The sequence below is a fragment of the Polaribacter staleyi genome (assembly GCF_038024045.1).
GTDB classification, from domain to species: domain Bacteria; phylum Bacteroidota; class Bacteroidia; order Flavobacteriales; family Flavobacteriaceae; genus Polaribacter; species Polaribacter butkevichii.
In genome coordinates this window covers 1,572,870-1,589,751 of the sequence record NZ_CP150665.1, presented here as the reverse complement: position 1 = coordinate 1,589,751, position 16,882 = coordinate 1,572,870, and the positions used below count along the sequence as shown (strand labels likewise).

The 16,882-nt window shown below is 30.5% G+C and carries 10 protein-coding genes; 6 read left to right on the top strand and 4 right to left on the bottom strand.

Going from position 1 to position 16,882, the window contains the following annotated elements:
• The first annotated feature begins 12 nt into the window (after nucleotides 1-12).
• The 5 genes from WHD07_RS06940 (at nucleotide 13) to WHD07_RS06920 (ending at nucleotide 8,758) form a co-directional block, all read left to right on the top strand.
• On the top strand, nucleotides 13-1,152 hold the full coding sequence (locus WHD07_RS06940) for a FecR family protein (RefSeq protein WP_343330580.1): 1,140 nt from the start codon (nucleotides 13-15) through the stop codon (nucleotides 1,150-1,152).
• A 149-nt stretch (nucleotides 1,153-1,301) separates the two neighbouring features.
• Entirely contained in the window at nucleotides 1,302-4,886 is a 3,585-nt protein-coding gene (locus WHD07_RS06935) for a SusC/RagA family TonB-linked outer membrane protein (RefSeq protein ID WP_343330579.1), read from the top strand.
• Nucleotides 4,887-4,897: 11 nt separating this feature from the next.
• On the top strand, nucleotides 4,898-6,391 hold the full coding sequence (locus WHD07_RS06930; RefSeq protein ID WP_343330578.1) for a RagB/SusD family nutrient uptake outer membrane protein: 1,494 nt from the start codon (nucleotides 4,898-4,900) through the stop codon (nucleotides 6,389-6,391).
• A gap of 2 nt (nucleotides 6,392-6,393) precedes the next feature.
• Complete coding sequence (locus tag WHD07_RS06925) at nucleotides 6,394-7,374, top strand: substrate import-associated zinc metallohydrolase lipoprotein (RefSeq protein WP_343330577.1); 981 nt, start codon at nucleotides 6,394-6,396, stop codon at nucleotides 7,372-7,374.
• 10 nt (nucleotides 7,375-7,384) lie between these two features.
• Nucleotides 7,385-8,758 (top strand): DUF4302 domain-containing protein, encoded by a 1,374-nt coding sequence (locus tag WHD07_RS06920; protein WP_343330576.1) that lies wholly within the window; start codon nucleotides 7,385-7,387, stop codon nucleotides 8,756-8,758.
• A 214-nt stretch (nucleotides 8,759-8,972) separates the two neighbouring features.
• On the opposite strand, the gene obgE is transcribed toward WHD07_RS06920, so the two are convergent.
• The 4 genes from obgE to WHD07_RS06900 all read right to left on the bottom strand — a co-directional run bounded on the left by obgE (nucleotide 8,973) and on the right by WHD07_RS06900 (nucleotide 14,996).
• Nucleotides 8,973-9,974, bottom strand: a complete 1,002-nt coding sequence (obgE, locus tag WHD07_RS06915; protein WP_105050371.1) for a GTPase ObgE — start codon at nucleotides 9,972-9,974, stop codon at nucleotides 8,973-8,975.
• Between the two features lie 72 nt (nucleotides 9,975-10,046).
• A complete protein-coding gene (locus tag WHD07_RS06910; RefSeq protein WP_343330575.1) occupies nucleotides 10,047-11,165 on the bottom strand; it encodes an adenylate kinase in 1,119 nt (372 codons plus the stop codon).
• A 97-nt stretch (nucleotides 11,166-11,262) separates the two neighbouring features.
• Nucleotides 11,263-14,238, bottom strand: coding sequence for a protein translocase subunit SecDF (gene secDF, locus WHD07_RS06905; protein ID WP_343330574.1), 2,976 nt, complete (start codon nucleotides 14,236-14,238; stop codon nucleotides 11,263-11,265).
• 155 nt (nucleotides 14,239-14,393) lie between these two features.
• Nucleotides 14,394-14,996 (bottom strand): hypothetical protein, encoded by a 603-nt coding sequence (locus WHD07_RS06900; protein WP_105050374.1) that lies wholly within the window; start codon nucleotides 14,994-14,996, stop codon nucleotides 14,394-14,396.
• Between the two features lie 189 nt (nucleotides 14,997-15,185).
• Between WHD07_RS06900 and WHD07_RS06895 the strand changes: the two genes are divergently transcribed.
• Nucleotides 15,186-16,862, top strand: coding sequence for a formate--tetrahydrofolate ligase (locus tag WHD07_RS06895; RefSeq protein ID WP_343330573.1), 1,677 nt, complete (start codon nucleotides 15,186-15,188; stop codon nucleotides 16,860-16,862).
• Nucleotides 16,863-16,882 lie beyond the last annotated feature (20 nt).

The following is a 16,882-nucleotide window of genomic DNA, read 5'->3' as shown; positions in this document are numbered from 1 at the left end:
GACATTTTTAAAATGGAATTTTTCTTAATAATAAAAAAGATAAACAATACGCTTTCTGAAGAAGAAAACGTAGAATTTAATAAATGGTATTCAGAATCTGAAAAACATAGAGCGTATTTTAAAAGTGTACTAGAAAACAAGAATTCTGAAAAATACCTTTTTGATAAAGAAAAGAATTGGAATGCAATAAAGGGTAAAGTAAAAATTACAAAAAATACCACTTGGAAATATTATGCAGCAGCAGCTTCAATTGCATTATTGTTTTCAATATCTTATTTATTTAACCCACTAAATAAAAAAGTAAACACTTCAGAAATAAGTACTCCTACAGGTTATAGTAATAAAGCAATACTAACTTTAGAAGATGGTGAGGAAATACTTCTTTCTAAAGATCATAAAATAGAAAACGCTCTTTTTAAAAGTGAAGATAAAAGTATTGCATATAAAAAGCACTCTACAAAGCAATTAGAAGAAGTTGCAACGCAACCTAAAATTATCTACAACTATCTAACAACCAAAAAAGGAGGAGAATTTTCTTTAACCTTGGCAGATGGAACTAAAGTGTGGTTAAATTCAGAATCTAAGCTTAAATATCCGGTAAGCTTTATAAAAGGACAGCCAAGAACTGTAGAGTTAATTTATGGAGAAGCTTATTTTGAAGTTTCACCAAGCAAAATTAATTCTGGAGATGGCTTTAGTGTTTTAAATTCTTTACAGAAAGTATCTGTTTTAGGTACCCATTTTAATGTAAAAGCTTATCCGGAAGATCATCTAATAACAACAACCTTATTAGAAGGTAAAGTTTTGGTTGAAAATAACGAAAAAGTAAAAATGTATTTAGAACCTAATGAAGAGACCATTTTAAATGTTTTAACATTAGAAATGAAAAAGAGAGAGGTAGATGCTAAAGAAAAAATTTCTTGGGTAAAGGGTTATTTTAGTTTTGACAATACTTCTTTGTTAGAAATTACAAAAATACTTTCTAGGTGTTATGATGTTGATATCTCTTTTGAAGATGAAAAAATAAAAGATTTAAGATTTAATGGAGTTTTAAGTAAAAAACAAGATATAAAATTTGTCTTAGATGCAATTATAAATACAACAGATATTACTTATGAAATAAAGAATACAAAAATTAAATTTAGAAAATAAAAAGGAACGTGGTTTACCTATCTCTCACAATATTAAAACCACAATTCCTTAGGTTCATGCTTATTAATAATTAAACACTTAACAAATTTATGGAAATTAAATTTATTGGAGACTTTTTTCTGTTTCGAAAAAAGCTATTAACAACTATTATGAAAACGTTCATATACCTATTCTGCGCAATCTCGTTTGCATTTGTGCCCAGCGAGGGAGTTTCTCAAAACGCAAAAATTAAAATAGACACAGATAAAACCATATCTGTAGAGGAAGTTTTTGACTTAATTAAAAAGCAAACAGATTATACATTTGTTTACGAAAATAGTATTTTCAAAAAACTTCCAAAAGTTAGTTTACACAAGGGGATTATCATTGTAAAAGATCTTTTAGATAAAAGTTTAGAAGCAAGTAATGTTATTTATCAATTTAATAATAATGGCTCAATATTATTAAAGAAAAAACCGGTGCAACAAAAAGTTACAGGTGTTTTAGTTGATGAAAAAGACATGCCTGTAATGGGGGCATCTGTTCGTGTAAAGGGAACAGGAGTTGGTACAGCTACAGATTTTAATGGAGCGTTTTCTATACCAGCTTCTAAAGGAGATATATTGGTTTTTCAATCATTAGGTTTCGAATCTAAAGAAGTTGTAGTTGGTAGTTTGTTTGTTATAAAGGTAGTCTTACAAGAATCATCAGAAAACTTAGCAGGAATTGTAATCACAACAGGTTACGATAAAATTAACAAGAAAAGTTTTACTGGAGCAGCAACAACCATTAAAGCAGCAGATTTAAAAATTGATGGTATTAATGATGTAAGTAGAATGTTAGAAGGTAAAGTAGCCGGAGTTATTGTACAAAACATTACCGGAACTTTTGGTGCGGCGCCACAGATAACTATTAGAGGTTCTTCTTCTGTATTTGGTAACAATAACCCATTGTACGTTATAGATGGTGTGGTGCAAGAAGATATTGTAGAGCAAGATTTAGATGCCTTAACTTCTGGTGATGCTTCTACTTTAATTAGTTCTTCTATAGCAGGTGTAAATGCTACGGATATAGAAAAAATAGATATTTTAAAAGATGCTTCGGCAACTTCTATCTATGGTGCAAGAGCAAGAAACGGAGTTGTAGTTATAACTACTAAAAGTGGTAAAAGAGAGAGCCCTTTAAAAGTAAGTTATACTTTAGAGCAAACAGTAAGAGATATTCCATCGTATTCTCAATACGATATTTTAGACTCTAAAGAGACTATTGGTATTTTAGAAGGTTTAAGAAGTCAGGGGTATTTAAGGTTACCAGATGTTGGTAATTCTAGATTTTCTGGAGTTTATGGTATTTTAGAAAAGAAAATTAACAGCTATTCTAATGGAGGTTTTGGGGTGCCAAATACAGCAGAAGGTAGAAGTGCTTTTTTAAAGGATTATGAATTAGCAAATACCAATTGGTTTAAAAAATTGTTTAGACAGTCTTTAATGCAAAACCACACGCTAAACTTTACAGGAGGTGGAGAAAATAATTCTTTTTATGCATCTATTGGTTTTTTACACGACCCAGGTTGGTCTGTTGCAGATAAAGTATCTAGAATTACAACGAACTTAAAGAATACATTTTACTTTTCAGATAAGTTTAATATTTCAATTGCTACAGTTGCATCTGTTAGAAAACAAAAAGCACCAGGTTCTTTTAATAGAGAAGCAAATGTTGTAGACGGTCAGTTTAGTAGAGATTTTGATATCAATCCGTTTAGTTACGCATTAAATACTTCTAGAGCGTTAAGACCAAGAGATAACGATGGCAATTTAGAATATTACACCAATAATTGGGCTGATTTTAATATTTTAGAAGAATTAGAAAACAATACATTAGATTTAGATGTAAAAGATATTCGTTTTCAATTAGATGCATCTTATAAGATTTCTGATAATATTACGTACGATTTAAATGCATCTGCAAGATATGTAAATAGTGTTAGAGAACATCAAATTAGAGAAAACTCTAATGTTGTTAGAGCCTATAATGCAGACGAAACCACTGTAATAGCAAATGCAAATATCTTTTTATATACAGACCCAAATAATCCAGATGCGATACCTATTTCTGTTTTTCCAGAGGGTGGTTTGTACCGTAAATTCGATAACAGTTTAACTTCTTATTATGTTAGAAATAGTTTTCAATTAAAGAAAGATTTTAATCAAAAACATAACTTTAATGCTTTATTAGGTCAAGAATTAAGATATGTAGATAGAAATAACGAGAATTTTACGGGTTATGGTTTACAATATGAAAACGGTTTTGTACCATTTACAGATGCTAGATTATTAGAAAAAGTAGTTGCAGAAGGAGGAAACTATTTTGGGTTGGGTAGAGAAAGAGAAAGAACGGTTGCTTTCTTTGGTAGAACTACTTATACGTATAATGATAAATATGTTTTTTCTTTAACAGGAAGGTATGATGGTTCTAACAGACAAGGTAGAAGTTCTAAATCTAGATGGTTGCCTACAGGTACTGTTAGTGCTAAATGGAATGCAAGTGAAGAAAACTTTATACAAAAATCTGATGTTATTAATAACCTACAATTTAGAGCGTCTTATGGTTTAAGTGCTTCACCTGGTCCTGCTACCAATTCTTTGGCAATTTTTAGAAGTGAAATTACAGATAGATTAACGCCATCTGAAAGAGAAACGTATTTAGATATTCAAGATTTAGAAAATTCTGAATTAACGTGGGAAAAACAACACGAATTAAACATTGGTGTAGATTTAGGTTTATTTAATAATAGAATTCAATTTACAGCAGATGTCTACCAAAGAGATATTTTTGATAATATAGATTTTGTGAGAACTTCTGGTATTGGAGGAGAATTTTTTAAAACAGGAAATAATTCTGATACCACTCAAAAAGGAATCGAGTTTGCTTTAACATCAACCAACGTAAAGACAGATAATTTTAGTTGGACAACTTCTTTAAACTTCTCTTTTTTCGATCAAGAAATAACGAAATTACAGAACAAACCAAGAGTAATTGATGTTGTTGGACTTCAAGGAGGAAAATTAGAAGGGTATCCAAACAATTCTTTATTCTCTTTTCAGTTTGATGGATTAAATTCAGACGGTATACCAACATTTATTTTACCAGAAGGAGATAATCCAGTTACCGATGTAGATTTTCAAGACAGTTCTAATATTACAGATTATTTAGTGTACAACGGTTCTGTGTTGCCAAATATAGCGGGTGGTTTTTCTAATTCATTTAAATATAAAAATTGGGATTTGAATATGCTAATCACAGGTTCTGGAGGTAATGTTGTAAGGTTAAACCCTGCGTTAGATAACTTTTATTCTGGTACAAATGTATTTACAAAAAGTAGTATTAATAGATGGGTTTTACCTGGAGATGAAAACATTACCAATATTCCTAAAGTTATAGATGTTAGAGATAATAATATTTATAACAGTAGCGATTTGTCTAGAGCCTACAACGCTTATAATTTTTCCGATGCAAGAGTAGCTAATGGAGACTTTTTAAGAATGAAAAGCATCTCTTTAGGGTACAGTTTTAATAAAGATGTATTAGATAAATTAAGTCTTTCTCATTTAAAATTAAAATTACAAGGTACCAACTTGTTTTTATTGTATTCGGATGATAGATTAAACGGACAAGATCCAGAATTTTATGGCACAGGTGGTGTTGCTTTACCTATAACTAGACAATTTACAATGTCTTTAAATATTGGACTATAAAATATATTACAATGAAAAAAATACAGAAAAATATTTTAAAAATAACCACAATTATATCTTTATTCTTATTAATTAGTTGTGATGATTATTTATCTGAATTACCAGATAATAGAGCAGAAATAGATTCTCCAGAAAAAATAAGCGCCTTAGTTACTGGAGCCTATTCAGAAGGAAACTATCAGTTAATGGCAGAAATAATGTCAGATAATGCTACTTCTAGATCAAATATAAGAAGTTACATAAATGTTTTACTTGGAGAGCAAATGTTTACTTGGGAAACTAGTTTGGCAGAAGACCAAGATTCACCTACATTTTTTTGGTCTAACTCATACGAAGCAATTGCACAAGCTAATCAAGCGTTAGCTTCTATAGAAGAATTAGGAGGGCAATTTAATTTAGATGCACAAAAAGGAGAAGCCTTAATAGCAAGAGCATATGCACATTTTATGTTGGTTAATTTTTGGGGTAAACATTATAATCCTGCTACTTCAGAATCAGATTTAGGGGTGCCTTATGTAACAGAACCAGAAACGGCTTTAATACAAAGTTATACAAGAAATACGGTTGCAGAAGTATATGATTTTATAGAAAAAGATCTATTAGAAGGTATCGATTTAATAGAAGACAGAGAAAAAAATGCCAAATTCCATTTTTCTAAAGCAGCAGCAAATGCTTTTGCTGCTAGGTTTTATCAATACAAAGGTGCATGGGATGAGGTTATTTCTTACACCAACAAAATTTTAACCAATCCGCAAGCGCAAATAAGAGATTTACTTGCATATCAAAATTTATCGTATTCACAGAGAGCGCTTCAGTACAGTAGTTCTTTAGAAGATTCTAACATCCTTATTAGTTCTACATCATCGTGGTGGGGAAGAAATTTTTGGAGAACCAATTATGGTTTGTCAAATATAAATTCTGATGCAATTTTTCAGGCAGATAATCCTTTTGGTAAAGGTTGGGCTTATGATATTTTTGGTTCTAGTGAAGGTTTTAATAACCCTAAGTTTGATGAGTATTTTAAAGTAACAAATCAATCTGCAGGAACCGGTAGAGGGTATACTGGTTTGGTGTTATTTGGTAATGATGAAGCTCTTTTAAATAGAGCAGAAGCTTATGCAATGCAAGAAGATTATGCCAACTGTTTAAAAGATTTAAATGTTTTTTTATCAAAGAAAACAGAAGGTTATAACAGTGGTACAGATGTTTTAACGGAAGAAATGGTAATTAATTTGTTTCCAGTAACTCCAGATGAATTAACACCGTTTTATACGTTTAAAGATGATAAACAAATTTCTTTTATCAATGCTATTTTAAAATTCAGACAAAAAGAATTTTATCACGAAGGGGTAAGATGGTTTGATGTAAGAAGATTTAACATTGCTATTAAAAGATATTATAGAAAAGATGATATAGATGTAGAATTGCCTAAAGATGATTTAAGAAGACAATTACAAGTTCCAGAATCTGCAATAAACTTCGGACTAACTCCAAATCCTAGATAATTATGAAAAAGATATATATATATGTAGCAGTTTTAATTTTCGGAATTATTTCAGCATGTACTCAAGATAATGATAAGTTAACAGAAAGTAACTTAAACACAGAAACACCAGATTTAAATTCTACAGATCTGTGGTTAAGAGAAAATATTACCAATCCATATAATATTGATGTAAACTATCAATGGGATGAAGGTAGAGTAGATTTAGATAGGTATTTATTTCCTCCTACTTTAAAGAAAGTGGTGCCTATTATGAAAGTTGTTAAAAAAGTTTGGATTGATACTTATACAGAATTAGGAGGAGAAGATTTTGTAAAAATAATTGCACCAAGAGAAATGGTATTGGTAGGTGGTACAAATCTAAATCCTAGTGGAACTAGAACTTTAGGTTTTGCAGAAGGTGGAAAGAATATTGTGTTGTTTGAAACAGATTTAATAGATGTTAAAAATAAGAGTCAAGTAACAAGGTTTATACAAACAATTCAGCATGAATATACACACATTTTAAATCAACAAGTTCGTTATGATGAAGAGGCTTTTAAACAAATTACACCTAGTGGTTATACAGCACAATGGTTTAATCCAGCTAATGAAGAAGAGCGTTTTGATATAGCTAATAGTCTTGGTTTTATAACAGATTATGCAAGATTAAATGAAGGAGAAGATTTCGCAGAAATGGTAGAAACCATTCTTACGAACAATGCAGCAGAGTATCAGCAAATTTTAGATAATATTAAAGCTAAAATTATAAGTAATGCAGTTTCTACTGCCTTGTCTAATTTAGATTCTGATGCTACACAAGCAGAAATAGATGCTGCAACCCAAGGAGCAACAATTACAGCAACTCCACAAGCAGAAAATGCTATTGCTCTTATAAAAGCAAAAGAAGCAATTGTGGCAGAATATTTTAAGAAATCTTTTGATATAGATTTATATGAGTTACAGCAATTAGCTACAGATAATATTTTAGAAGCAATTAAATAAAACAAAGAACATGAAAAAATTTAAAATAAATAAATACCAATTAATTTTAGCTTTTTGTCTTGTAGTGTTTAACAGCTGTCAAGATAATAGTGATCCAGAACTGTTGTTTGAAGATGTACCAACAGTTAGAATTGAAAAGAGCATATCCGAGTTAAAAACATCTCTACAAAGCTCAGAAAATGGTTGGAAAACAACTTATTTTACAGATGATACAGAACTAGGTGGTTTTACTTTTTTATTTGATTTTATAAGTGATTCAGAAGTTATTATGGATTCTGATTTTGGAACACCAGACGTTTCTACAGCTAGTTTGTATGATATTACATTGGGGTCTACCATTAAGCTTACTTTTACAACAAAAAATGTAATTCATGAGCTATCAGATTCAAATAATTATCCTGATGATGATCTTAGAGGACAGGGATATAAAGGTAGTTTTGAGTTTTTATACTTTAAAACAGACGGAGAAGATATTCTTTTTAAATCTAATAGAGACAGAGATATTATCATCCGTTTCTCTAAAGCGTCTAAAGAAGATTGGGCTAGTTTAACAAGTTTAAATAAGACAATGTTAGAAACATATATTCCAAAAGATCCATTAAAATCTGTTTTTAGAAATTTAACTTTAGAAAGCGGAGGTAAAACTACTTTATATGGTTTTTCTCTTAATGATGCTAGAAGATTTGCTACGGTTACAGCAATAAGTAAAGATGCTACAATTACAGATTTTAAATTTGGTATTGCACCTACACCTACTGGTTTTATTGTTAGTCCTGCAATAGAAATAGATAATGTAATTTTAAATGAGTTTATTTATAGTGTAGATAATGATGAGTTTGTAGCTGAGTTTGATGGTGTTAAAATGACTTTAAATTATGCTGATGAATTAAATTTTTTATTACCTTTTTATGATTTTGGAAATGAGCCGAGTGGTAACAATAGTATTAGAGTTTTAAGAACAAATAGTGACTTTACATCTATAGACCAATCTAGTGAGCCTTTTGTAAATTTCTTTAATGATTTTGTACAACATTTTATAGATACTCAGTCTGGGCGTAGAATCTCTAGAGTTTATATTCGGAATTTAGATACAGCTCCTTATGTACACATTTATTATTTTTCTGGGGCTAAAGAATTCTCTTTGAGATTTCCTTGTACATATACTATTACAGAAACAGCTATTGGTAATAAAATAGTCAAACTTTTAGAAACAGTACCTGTTAATACCAGTAGAAGAAGCGGAGCATTGCCATTGTTAGAGTTCTTATTTAGAGATAGTGGTTTTTATATACAGAAAAAAGAAAATTTAAATGCAAATCAAAATACATTAGGTCTAATTCCTGTTGATGACACTACAATGCTTGCTCAGTGGTATGATTTTTAAATATTTAGTTTCCCCAATTTTTTTCAAGTAATAAAAAAGAACCTTTTTAAATTTAAAAAGGTTCTTTTTGGTTTCTGTAAGTATTAAGTAATCTATTATTCTTTTTTAATTTTACCATGAAAAAAAAAGGTTATAATTAATGCTAAATGCATAAATTATAACCTTTTAATCTATAGGTAGATTCTAAGTTTAACTTCTTAAAAAAGAATTTTTACTATGACACTGTTTGGTTTAACATTGCCCAAAGTTTATCTTTTAATTCTTGTAAACCTATTTCAGCTACAGATGATATAAAGATGGTTTCTACACCTTTAGGTAAATCTGCTTTTATTTCTGCCTTTAATTCTTCATCTAACATATCCGTTTTAGAAATAGCCAGTAACCTGTCTTTGTCTAATAATTCTGGATTGTGTTTTTTAAGCTCATTTAAAAGAATTTCGTATTCTTTATTAATATCATCACTATCTGCAGGAACTAAGAATAACAAAGCAGAATTACGTTCTATATGACGTAAAAAACGATGTCCTAAACCTTTTCCTTCTGCAGCACCTTCTATAATTCCAGGAATATCTGCAATTACAAATGTTTGATGATTTCTATGTTCTACAATTCCTAAGTTAGGTTTTAGCGTTGTAAATGCATAATCTGCAATTTTTGGTTTTGCAGAAGTCAAAACAGATAATAAAGTAGATTTTCCAGCATTTGGGAAACCAACTAAACCAACATCTGCTAATAACTTTAACTCCATTCTAAACCAACCATCAAAACCATCCATACCAGGTTGTGCGTATCTTGGTGTTTGATTGGTAGATGATTTAAAGTTCCAGTTTCCTAGACCTCCTTTTCCTCCACGTAATAAAATTATTTCTTTTTGGTGTTCTGTAACTTCAACAATTACTTCATCTGTATCTGCATCTTTTATAATAGTCCCTAAAGGAACATCAATATAAATATCTTCTGCATCTGCACCAGAACTTCTACTAGCGCTTCCGCCACCACCACTTGCTGCTCTAAAATGACGTTTAAACTTTAAGTGAAACAAGGTCCACATATTTTTATCACCGCGTAAAATAATGTGTCCTCCACGTCCACCATCTCCACCATCGGGTCCACCTTTGGTAATATACTTCTCTCTATGCAAGTGCATAGAACCTTGGCCTCCTTTACCAGAAGAAGCATAGATTTTTATGTAATCGACAAAATTTCCTTCAGTCATAATTGTTGTTTAAGCGTGTAATTAATTTTAGTTTACCTATTAAACTTTTACACAATTTAACAGTTAAACGGTTTATAAAGTATCAAATACTTTAGCAATACGTTGTGTAATTTCATCAATAGAACCTACACCGTTAATTCCGTAGTATTTATCTTGAGCGTCAAAATAATCCTTTAAAATAGCTGTTTTTGTATTGTATTCGTTAAAACGATTTCTAATTTTACTTTCATCAGTATCGTCTGTTCTACCACTTGTTTTTCCTCTTTCTAATAAACGAGTTACCAAAGCATCTTCTGGCACTTCTAAAGCAACCATACCGTTTATTTGTTCTCCTTTTTCAGCTAAAAAAGTATCTAAAGCTTTTGCTTGAGACTCTGTTCTAGGAAAACCATCAAAAATAAAACCATTAGCATCTGCATTTTTTTCTACTTCTGCTTTTAGCATATTAATAGTTACTTCATCCGGAACTAAATCTCCTTCATCCATATATTTTTTAGCTAATAACCCTAATTCTGTTTGGTTTTTAATATTAAAACGGAATACATCTCCTGTAGAGATATGTACCAAGTTGTACATGTCTTTTAAAAATTCTGCTTGTGTTCCTTTTCCTGCTCCTGGAGGGCCAAATAATACGATGTTTTTCATTTTGGGTTGTGTTGATAATTGATAAATTGCTGGGTAATTTCTACCCAAACCATTGTAATCTAATCCGTAACCAACAATAAATTTATCTTCAATACTTTTTCCGATATAATCTATTGGTAATTCTTTTTTAAATACGTCTGGTTTAAAAAATAACGTTACAACTTTTAGTTGTTTTACATTTTTATCTCTAAAGATATTATAAATTTCTTGAAGTGTATTTCCGGTATCTATAATATCTTCTAATATAATTACAGTTCTTCCTGTTAAGTCTTCATTAATACCAACTAGCTCTTTTACGTTATCTGTAGATGAGGTTCCGTTATAGGAAGCTAATTTTACAAATGAAACCTCACAGTTTCCGTTAAATTCTCTAATAAAATCTGCAGCAAATAGAAAGCAACCATTTAAGATTCCTACAAAAAGAGGAATTTCGCCTTTAGGCAAATCTGCTTTTACTTGTATTGCTAAATATTTTACAATAGCAGCAATTTCTTCCTCATCTATATAAGGTTTAAAGTGTAAGTCTTGAAGTTTAATAATACTCATTGGATTGCAAATTTAATAACTATATGTTGAATGAAAAAACCGTTTTTAATCTGATAGTTACAAATTAAAAACGGTTTTAATATATCTTAAAATAATTTTAATTATTTTTTTCTTCTTTTTTAGAAGTATCAAACATTACTGGTGTTGCCACAAATAATGATGAATATGTACCAACTACTACACCAACAATTAATGCGAACATAAATCCTTTAATAGAATCTCCTCCAAATAAGAAGATTGCTAACATTACTAATAATGTTGTTAAAGAAGTGTTTATGGTTCTACCTAATGTAGAGCTTAATGCTTTGTCTACAACCTCACTATATTTCCAGTTAGGATGTGTACCAGTAAATTCTCTAATTCTATCAAAAATTACCACCGTATCATTTAGGGAGTAACCGACCACCGTTAGAATTGCTGCAATAAAAGATTGTCCAACTTCCATATCAAAAGGCATAAAGTTGTAAGTAATAGAGAATACACCTAATACAATTAAAACATCATGGAAAACTGCAACTACAGCACCAATAGAGAAAGATACCTTTCTAAAACGTAATAATATGTATAAGAAAACTACTAATAAAGATCCTAGAACGGCATACAATGCTGATGTTTTAATATCATCTGCAATGGTTGGTTCTACTTTCATGTAGCTCATTACACCAGAACCTTCTTTTTCAAAACCTGGTTTAAAGTCTTCGTAAGAAGTGTTTCCTAAATAAGATTTTAATCCTGTAAATAATGCATTTTGAACTTGGTCATCTACATCTTGTCCTTCTTCGTCAATTTTATAAACCGTTGTTATTTTTAATTGATGATCAGAACCATATGTTTTTACTTCTGGAGCAGTACCAAAAGCGTCTTTTAAGGTAGATGCAACTTCCGTTGCGTTCATTGTTTGGTCGAAACGAACAACATAAGAACGTCCTCCTTTAAAATCGACACCTTGTTTTAATCCGATAGAGAATATAGAAATAATTCCGGCAAGAATTACAGCACCAGAAATGAAGTATGCAATTTTACGTTTCTTTAAGAACTCTACATTTATGTTTTGGAACCATCCTTTAGAGATAGAAGTGTTAAATGTTAAGTTACCACCTTTATCAACAGCTCTGTCAATTAATAAACGTGTAATAAATACAGCTGTAAATAAAGAAGTAGCAATACCAATCATTAATGTTAAGGCAAAACCTTTAATTGGTCCTGTACCAAAAACATATAAAATTACACCTGTTAAAAGAGTAGTAATATTTGCATCTATAATTGCAGATAAAGCTCCTTTAATAGAGAAACCTTCTTCTACAGATTGTTTTAATCCTTTTTTAATAGACAAACTTTCTTTAATCCTCTCAAAGATAATAACGTTTGCATCAACAGACATACCAATGGTTAAGATAATACCAGCAATACCAGGTAATGTTAATACTGCGTTGAAAGAAGCTAATATTCCGAAAATAAATAAGATGTTTACTGCTAAGGCAATATCTGCGTATAAACCAGCTTTACCGTAGTATAAAATCATCCAAACTAATACTAAGAAAATAGCCAAACCAAATGACTGAATACTGTGATCTATAGATTCTTGACCTAAAGATGGTCCTACAACCTCTGCTTGAATAATTCTTGCAGCTGCAGGTAATTTACCAGCTTTTAAAACGGTAGCAATATCTTCTGCTTCAGAAATTGTCATACTTCCACCAGAAATAGAAGTTCTACCACCAGTAATAGGTGTGTTTACAGAAGGCGCTGTATATACATAGTTATCTAAAACAACAGCTACAAATTTACCTTGGTTATCAGTAGTCATTTTAGCCCATTGTTTAGTACCAGAACTATTCATAGTCATACTAACCTCTGGTTTGTTTAATTGGTCAAATACTTGAGAAGCATCTAAAATTACATCACCTTCAATTGTAGCTCTATCGTTACGGTTTCCTTTAATAGCATATAATCCTATTAATTCTGTTCCGTCTGTACTTTTATTGGCTTTATAGTCCCATAAGAATTTAACGTATTTTAATTCGTTAGGTAATAAAGCTCTAACTTCTTTTCTTTTTAATAAACTATTTACAGTAGCAGTATCTAAAACTCTAGCCTGAGCAACTAAAGAGCTCATTTGTTGTTGAGATTGTGCTACATTAGGATATAAATACGTAAAAAGGTTTTTTTGATTTACGTCTGTAGAATCTTTTGTTTCACCTAATAAATCATCAATATCATCTTTTTTAGTAGAATCGATTGCTTTTTCTAAAACGGTGTTGTCTTTTAAAATTTCTGCAACTTTACTATTTGCTGTAAAAAAGAAATTTTGAATTTCTGCATTGGTATATACTTCCCAAAATTGTAATTCTGCTTTACTAGTAATTAATCTAGTTACACGCTCAATATCTTTTGCTCCTGGTAATTCAATTTGAATTCTTCCAGAATTTCCAATTCTTTGAATGTTAGGTTGTGTAACACCAAATTTATCAATTCTACTTCTTAATACTTCAAAAGCAGTACCAATAGAACTGTTAATTTCTTCTTGTAATGTTGCTTTAACAGTAGCATTACCTTCATTAAAAGTAATTTTCTCACTTAAAGCTTTGGTTCCAAAAATAGATGGATCACTTAATTTAGTGTCTCCTGCAACTTTTTCAAATTCTTGAAAAAATAAGTCTAAGTATGTAGCATTACTGTTTTTTTGAGCTTCATCTGCCGCTTCTAAAGCCTGGTTAAAAACTACGTTTTTAGAATCGTTAGATAAACTTTTTAAAACTTCTTTTACAGATACTTGTAAAATAGCATTAATACCACCTTTTAAATCAAGACCAAGATTCATTTCTTTGTCTTTTACATCATTGTAAGAGTATTGTGTAATACCTAAGTTTATGATGTCTTTGTTGGCAACACTATCTAAGTACTTTCTTTCAAAAGTAGCTCTTTGTCTTGCATCTGTATCAGCTCCTTTACTTTCTGCATAACTAACTGCATCATCTTCAACCTTATTGGCTAAAAACGTAAATGATAATTGATATAAACTCACTAATCCAAAAAGGATTGCGAATAACTTAATAAGTCCTTTGTTTTGCATGTTCTTTATTTTATTGTCGACTTTTTTTTAAAACGAGCAAATATATAGTTTCTCGTATAACCTGACAATTATTTTTGTTGATTGTTTTTGTGTGATTATGAGTATGATACTCATTAATTTAAAGGGGATGAAAAAAACATAAGTCAATACGTTTTTTAGCTGGTATAGTTTTTGGGTCCCGCTCTAACTTCAGGTTCTTTGTATGAAGTTCTATCCTTAGAAAATGGATGGTTTTTACTGATTTTGTAGGCTGTTTTAAAAAGTTGATCTGTTTTGTATGGATCAACATTTTTGGCAAGAGCATAATAATCTAAAGTTGTAAATCTGTCTGAATTATACTTAATTTCAAAAACAAATTTATCATCTAAATTAGAAATATCCGTTTGATTTTTTAATTCATAGATATCAATATTGTAATTAGAAGAGTTTTCACTTTGTTCTTCGTTGTCAGAATCTTTATTTAAAACGAATTGAGTGTCCTTTACAAGTTCTTTTTTAACAGCATCAATAGTAATAGTACTATAATAAGAAATTTTTAAAGTACCTTTTTGGGTTTTGTTGATGGTTATATTTGCAACACCTACTTTTAATAGTTTTTCTTTTACGTTTGCAATAGTGTTTTCTATATCCTTATCGTTTGTTTTAGAGTCAACAAATTCTAAAGCAATTTCTTGATTAGGTATAGAAACCTGATCTTGGAATGCTCCGAAGTAAATGAATAATAAAAATAAAGTACCAAAGTACCATTTTGCTTGCATGTGTCAAATATATAAAAAAGATTGCTTTCTACTTCTCAAATAAAGCATCTTATTTTAACATAAAAATTTTTTAGTTAATTGTGTTATCTGTAATTTTTTAATATAAAAACATTCTATTTTTATAAAGTTTTAAAATTGATTATATTTAATCACTGAAATTGATAATGTAACGAGGCGTAAATTATAAATATGACACATTTAACCGATATTCAAATTGCACAAGCAAATACCATTCAACATATTACAAAAATTGCTCAAAAATTAAGTGTAGATGATGATGAATTGGAAATGTATGGGAAATATAAAGCAAAACTACCTTTATCTTTAATTGATGATGAAAAAGTGGCTCATAATAATTTAGTATTGGTGACGGCTTTAACACCAACTCCTGCTGGTGAGGGAAAAACAACGGTTTCTATTGGTTTAACCGAAGGGTTGAATAAAATAGGAAAACAAGCAACAGTGGTTTTAAGAGAGCCTTCTTTAGGGCCTGTTTTTGGTATGAAAGGTGGGGCTGCTGGTGGAGGATATTCTCAGGTAATACCTATGGAAGATATCAATTTGCATTTTACAGGTGATTTTAATGCGGTAGAAAAAGCAAATAACTTATTGTCTGCTTTAATTGATAATAATATACAGAGTAAAACCAATAACTTAAATATAGATCCTAGAACTATTCTTTGGAAAAGGGTTATTGATATGAATGATAGGGCACTGCGAGATATAACGATAGGGCTTGGAGGAACTTCTAATGGGGTGCCGAGACAAGATGGTTTTAATATTACACCTGCCTCTGAAGTGATGGCTATTTTATGTATGGCGTCTGATTTAGAAAATCTAAAAAAACGTTTGGGCGATATTTTTATAGGATTTACTTTTGATAATAAACCCGTTTTTGCACGTGATTTAAAAGCAGAAAATGCCATGGCTATTTTGCTTAAAGAGGCTATTAAACCTAACCTTGTACAAACGTTAGAAGGGAATCCAGCAATTATTCATGGCGGACCTTTTGCAAACATTGCGCAAGGAACCAATACAATAATAGCTACAAAAATGGGGTTGTCTTTGTCTAATTATGTGGTAACAGAAGCTGGTTTTGGTGCAGATTTGGGTGCGGAAAAGTTTTTAAATATTAAATCTACTTTTGCAAAATTGAATCCTAAATGTGTGGTTTTGGTTGCAACAATTAGAGCTTTACGTCATCATGGAGGTGCTAAAAAAGAAGCATACAATACGCCAGATTTAGAAAAGGTGATAGAAGGATTTAAGAATCTAGAAAAGCACATAGAAAATATTAGAAAGTTCCATATAGAACCTGTAGTGGCAATTAATTCGTTTACTTCCGATACTAACGAGGAGGTTAATTTTGTAATAGATAAATGTGCAAGTTTAGGTGTTGAAGCTGTTTTGTTTGAAGGATGGGCAAAAGGAGGAAAGGGGACAGCCAATTTAGCAAAAGCTGTTGTAAATATTGTTGAAAATAAAGCAAGTCAATTTAAACCTTTATATGATTGGAAAAGCCCTATAAAGGATAAAATAGAAATCATAGCTAAAGAAATTTATGGAGCAGTAGCGGTGGAGTATAGTAAGTTGGCGCAATTAAATTTAAGAAGAATTGATAGATTAGGGTTTAATGATTTTGCTATTTGTATGGCTAAAACACAAAAATCATTTTCAGACAATCAAGCGTTAATTGGTAGGCCAGAAGGTTTTACGGTAACTGTTAGAGAAATTGAAATTGCGGCAGGAGCACAGTTTGTTATTCCTGTTTTAGGAAAAATGATGAGAATGCCTGGGTTGCCAACTATTCCAGCATCAGAAAATATGACAATTGATAATGATGGTGTTATTTCTGGATTGTCTTAAATAGAGTTTTCTCTTTTTTT

Excerpts from the sequence above, each read along its gene's own strand:
- WHD07_RS06925 (WP_343330577.1), top strand. The coding sequence starts at position 6,394 with ATGAAAAAGATATATATATATGTAGCAGTTTTAATTTTCGGAATTATT.
- WHD07_RS06910 (WP_343330575.1), bottom strand. The coding sequence starts at position 11,165 with ATGAGTATTATTAAACTTCAAGACTTACACTTTAAACCTTATATAGAT.
- secDF (WP_343330574.1), bottom strand. The coding sequence starts at position 14,238 with ATGCAAAACAAAGGACTTATTAAGTTATTCGCAATCCTTTTTGGATTA.
- WHD07_RS06935 (WP_343330579.1), top strand. The coding sequence starts at position 1,302 with ATGAAAACGTTCATATACCTATTCTGCGCAATCTCGTTTGCATTTGTG.
- WHD07_RS06900 (WP_105050374.1), bottom strand. The coding sequence starts at position 14,996 with ATGCAAGCAAAATGGTACTTTGGTACTTTATTTTTATTATTCATTTAC.
- WHD07_RS06940 (WP_343330580.1), top strand. The coding sequence starts at position 13 with ATGGAATTTTTCTTAATAATAAAAAAGATAAACAATACGCTTTCTGAA.
- obgE (WP_105050371.1), bottom strand. The coding sequence starts at position 9,974 with ATGACTGAAGGAAATTTTGTCGATTACATAAAAATCTATGCTTCTTCT.
- WHD07_RS06895 (WP_343330573.1), top strand. The coding sequence starts at position 15,186 with ATGACACATTTAACCGATATTCAAATTGCACAAGCAAATACCATTCAA.
- WHD07_RS06920 (WP_343330576.1), top strand. The coding sequence starts at position 7,385 with ATGAAAAAATTTAAAATAAATAAATACCAATTAATTTTAGCTTTTTGT.
- WHD07_RS06930 (WP_343330578.1), top strand. The coding sequence starts at position 4,898 with ATGAAAAAAATACAGAAAAATATTTTAAAAATAACCACAATTATATCT.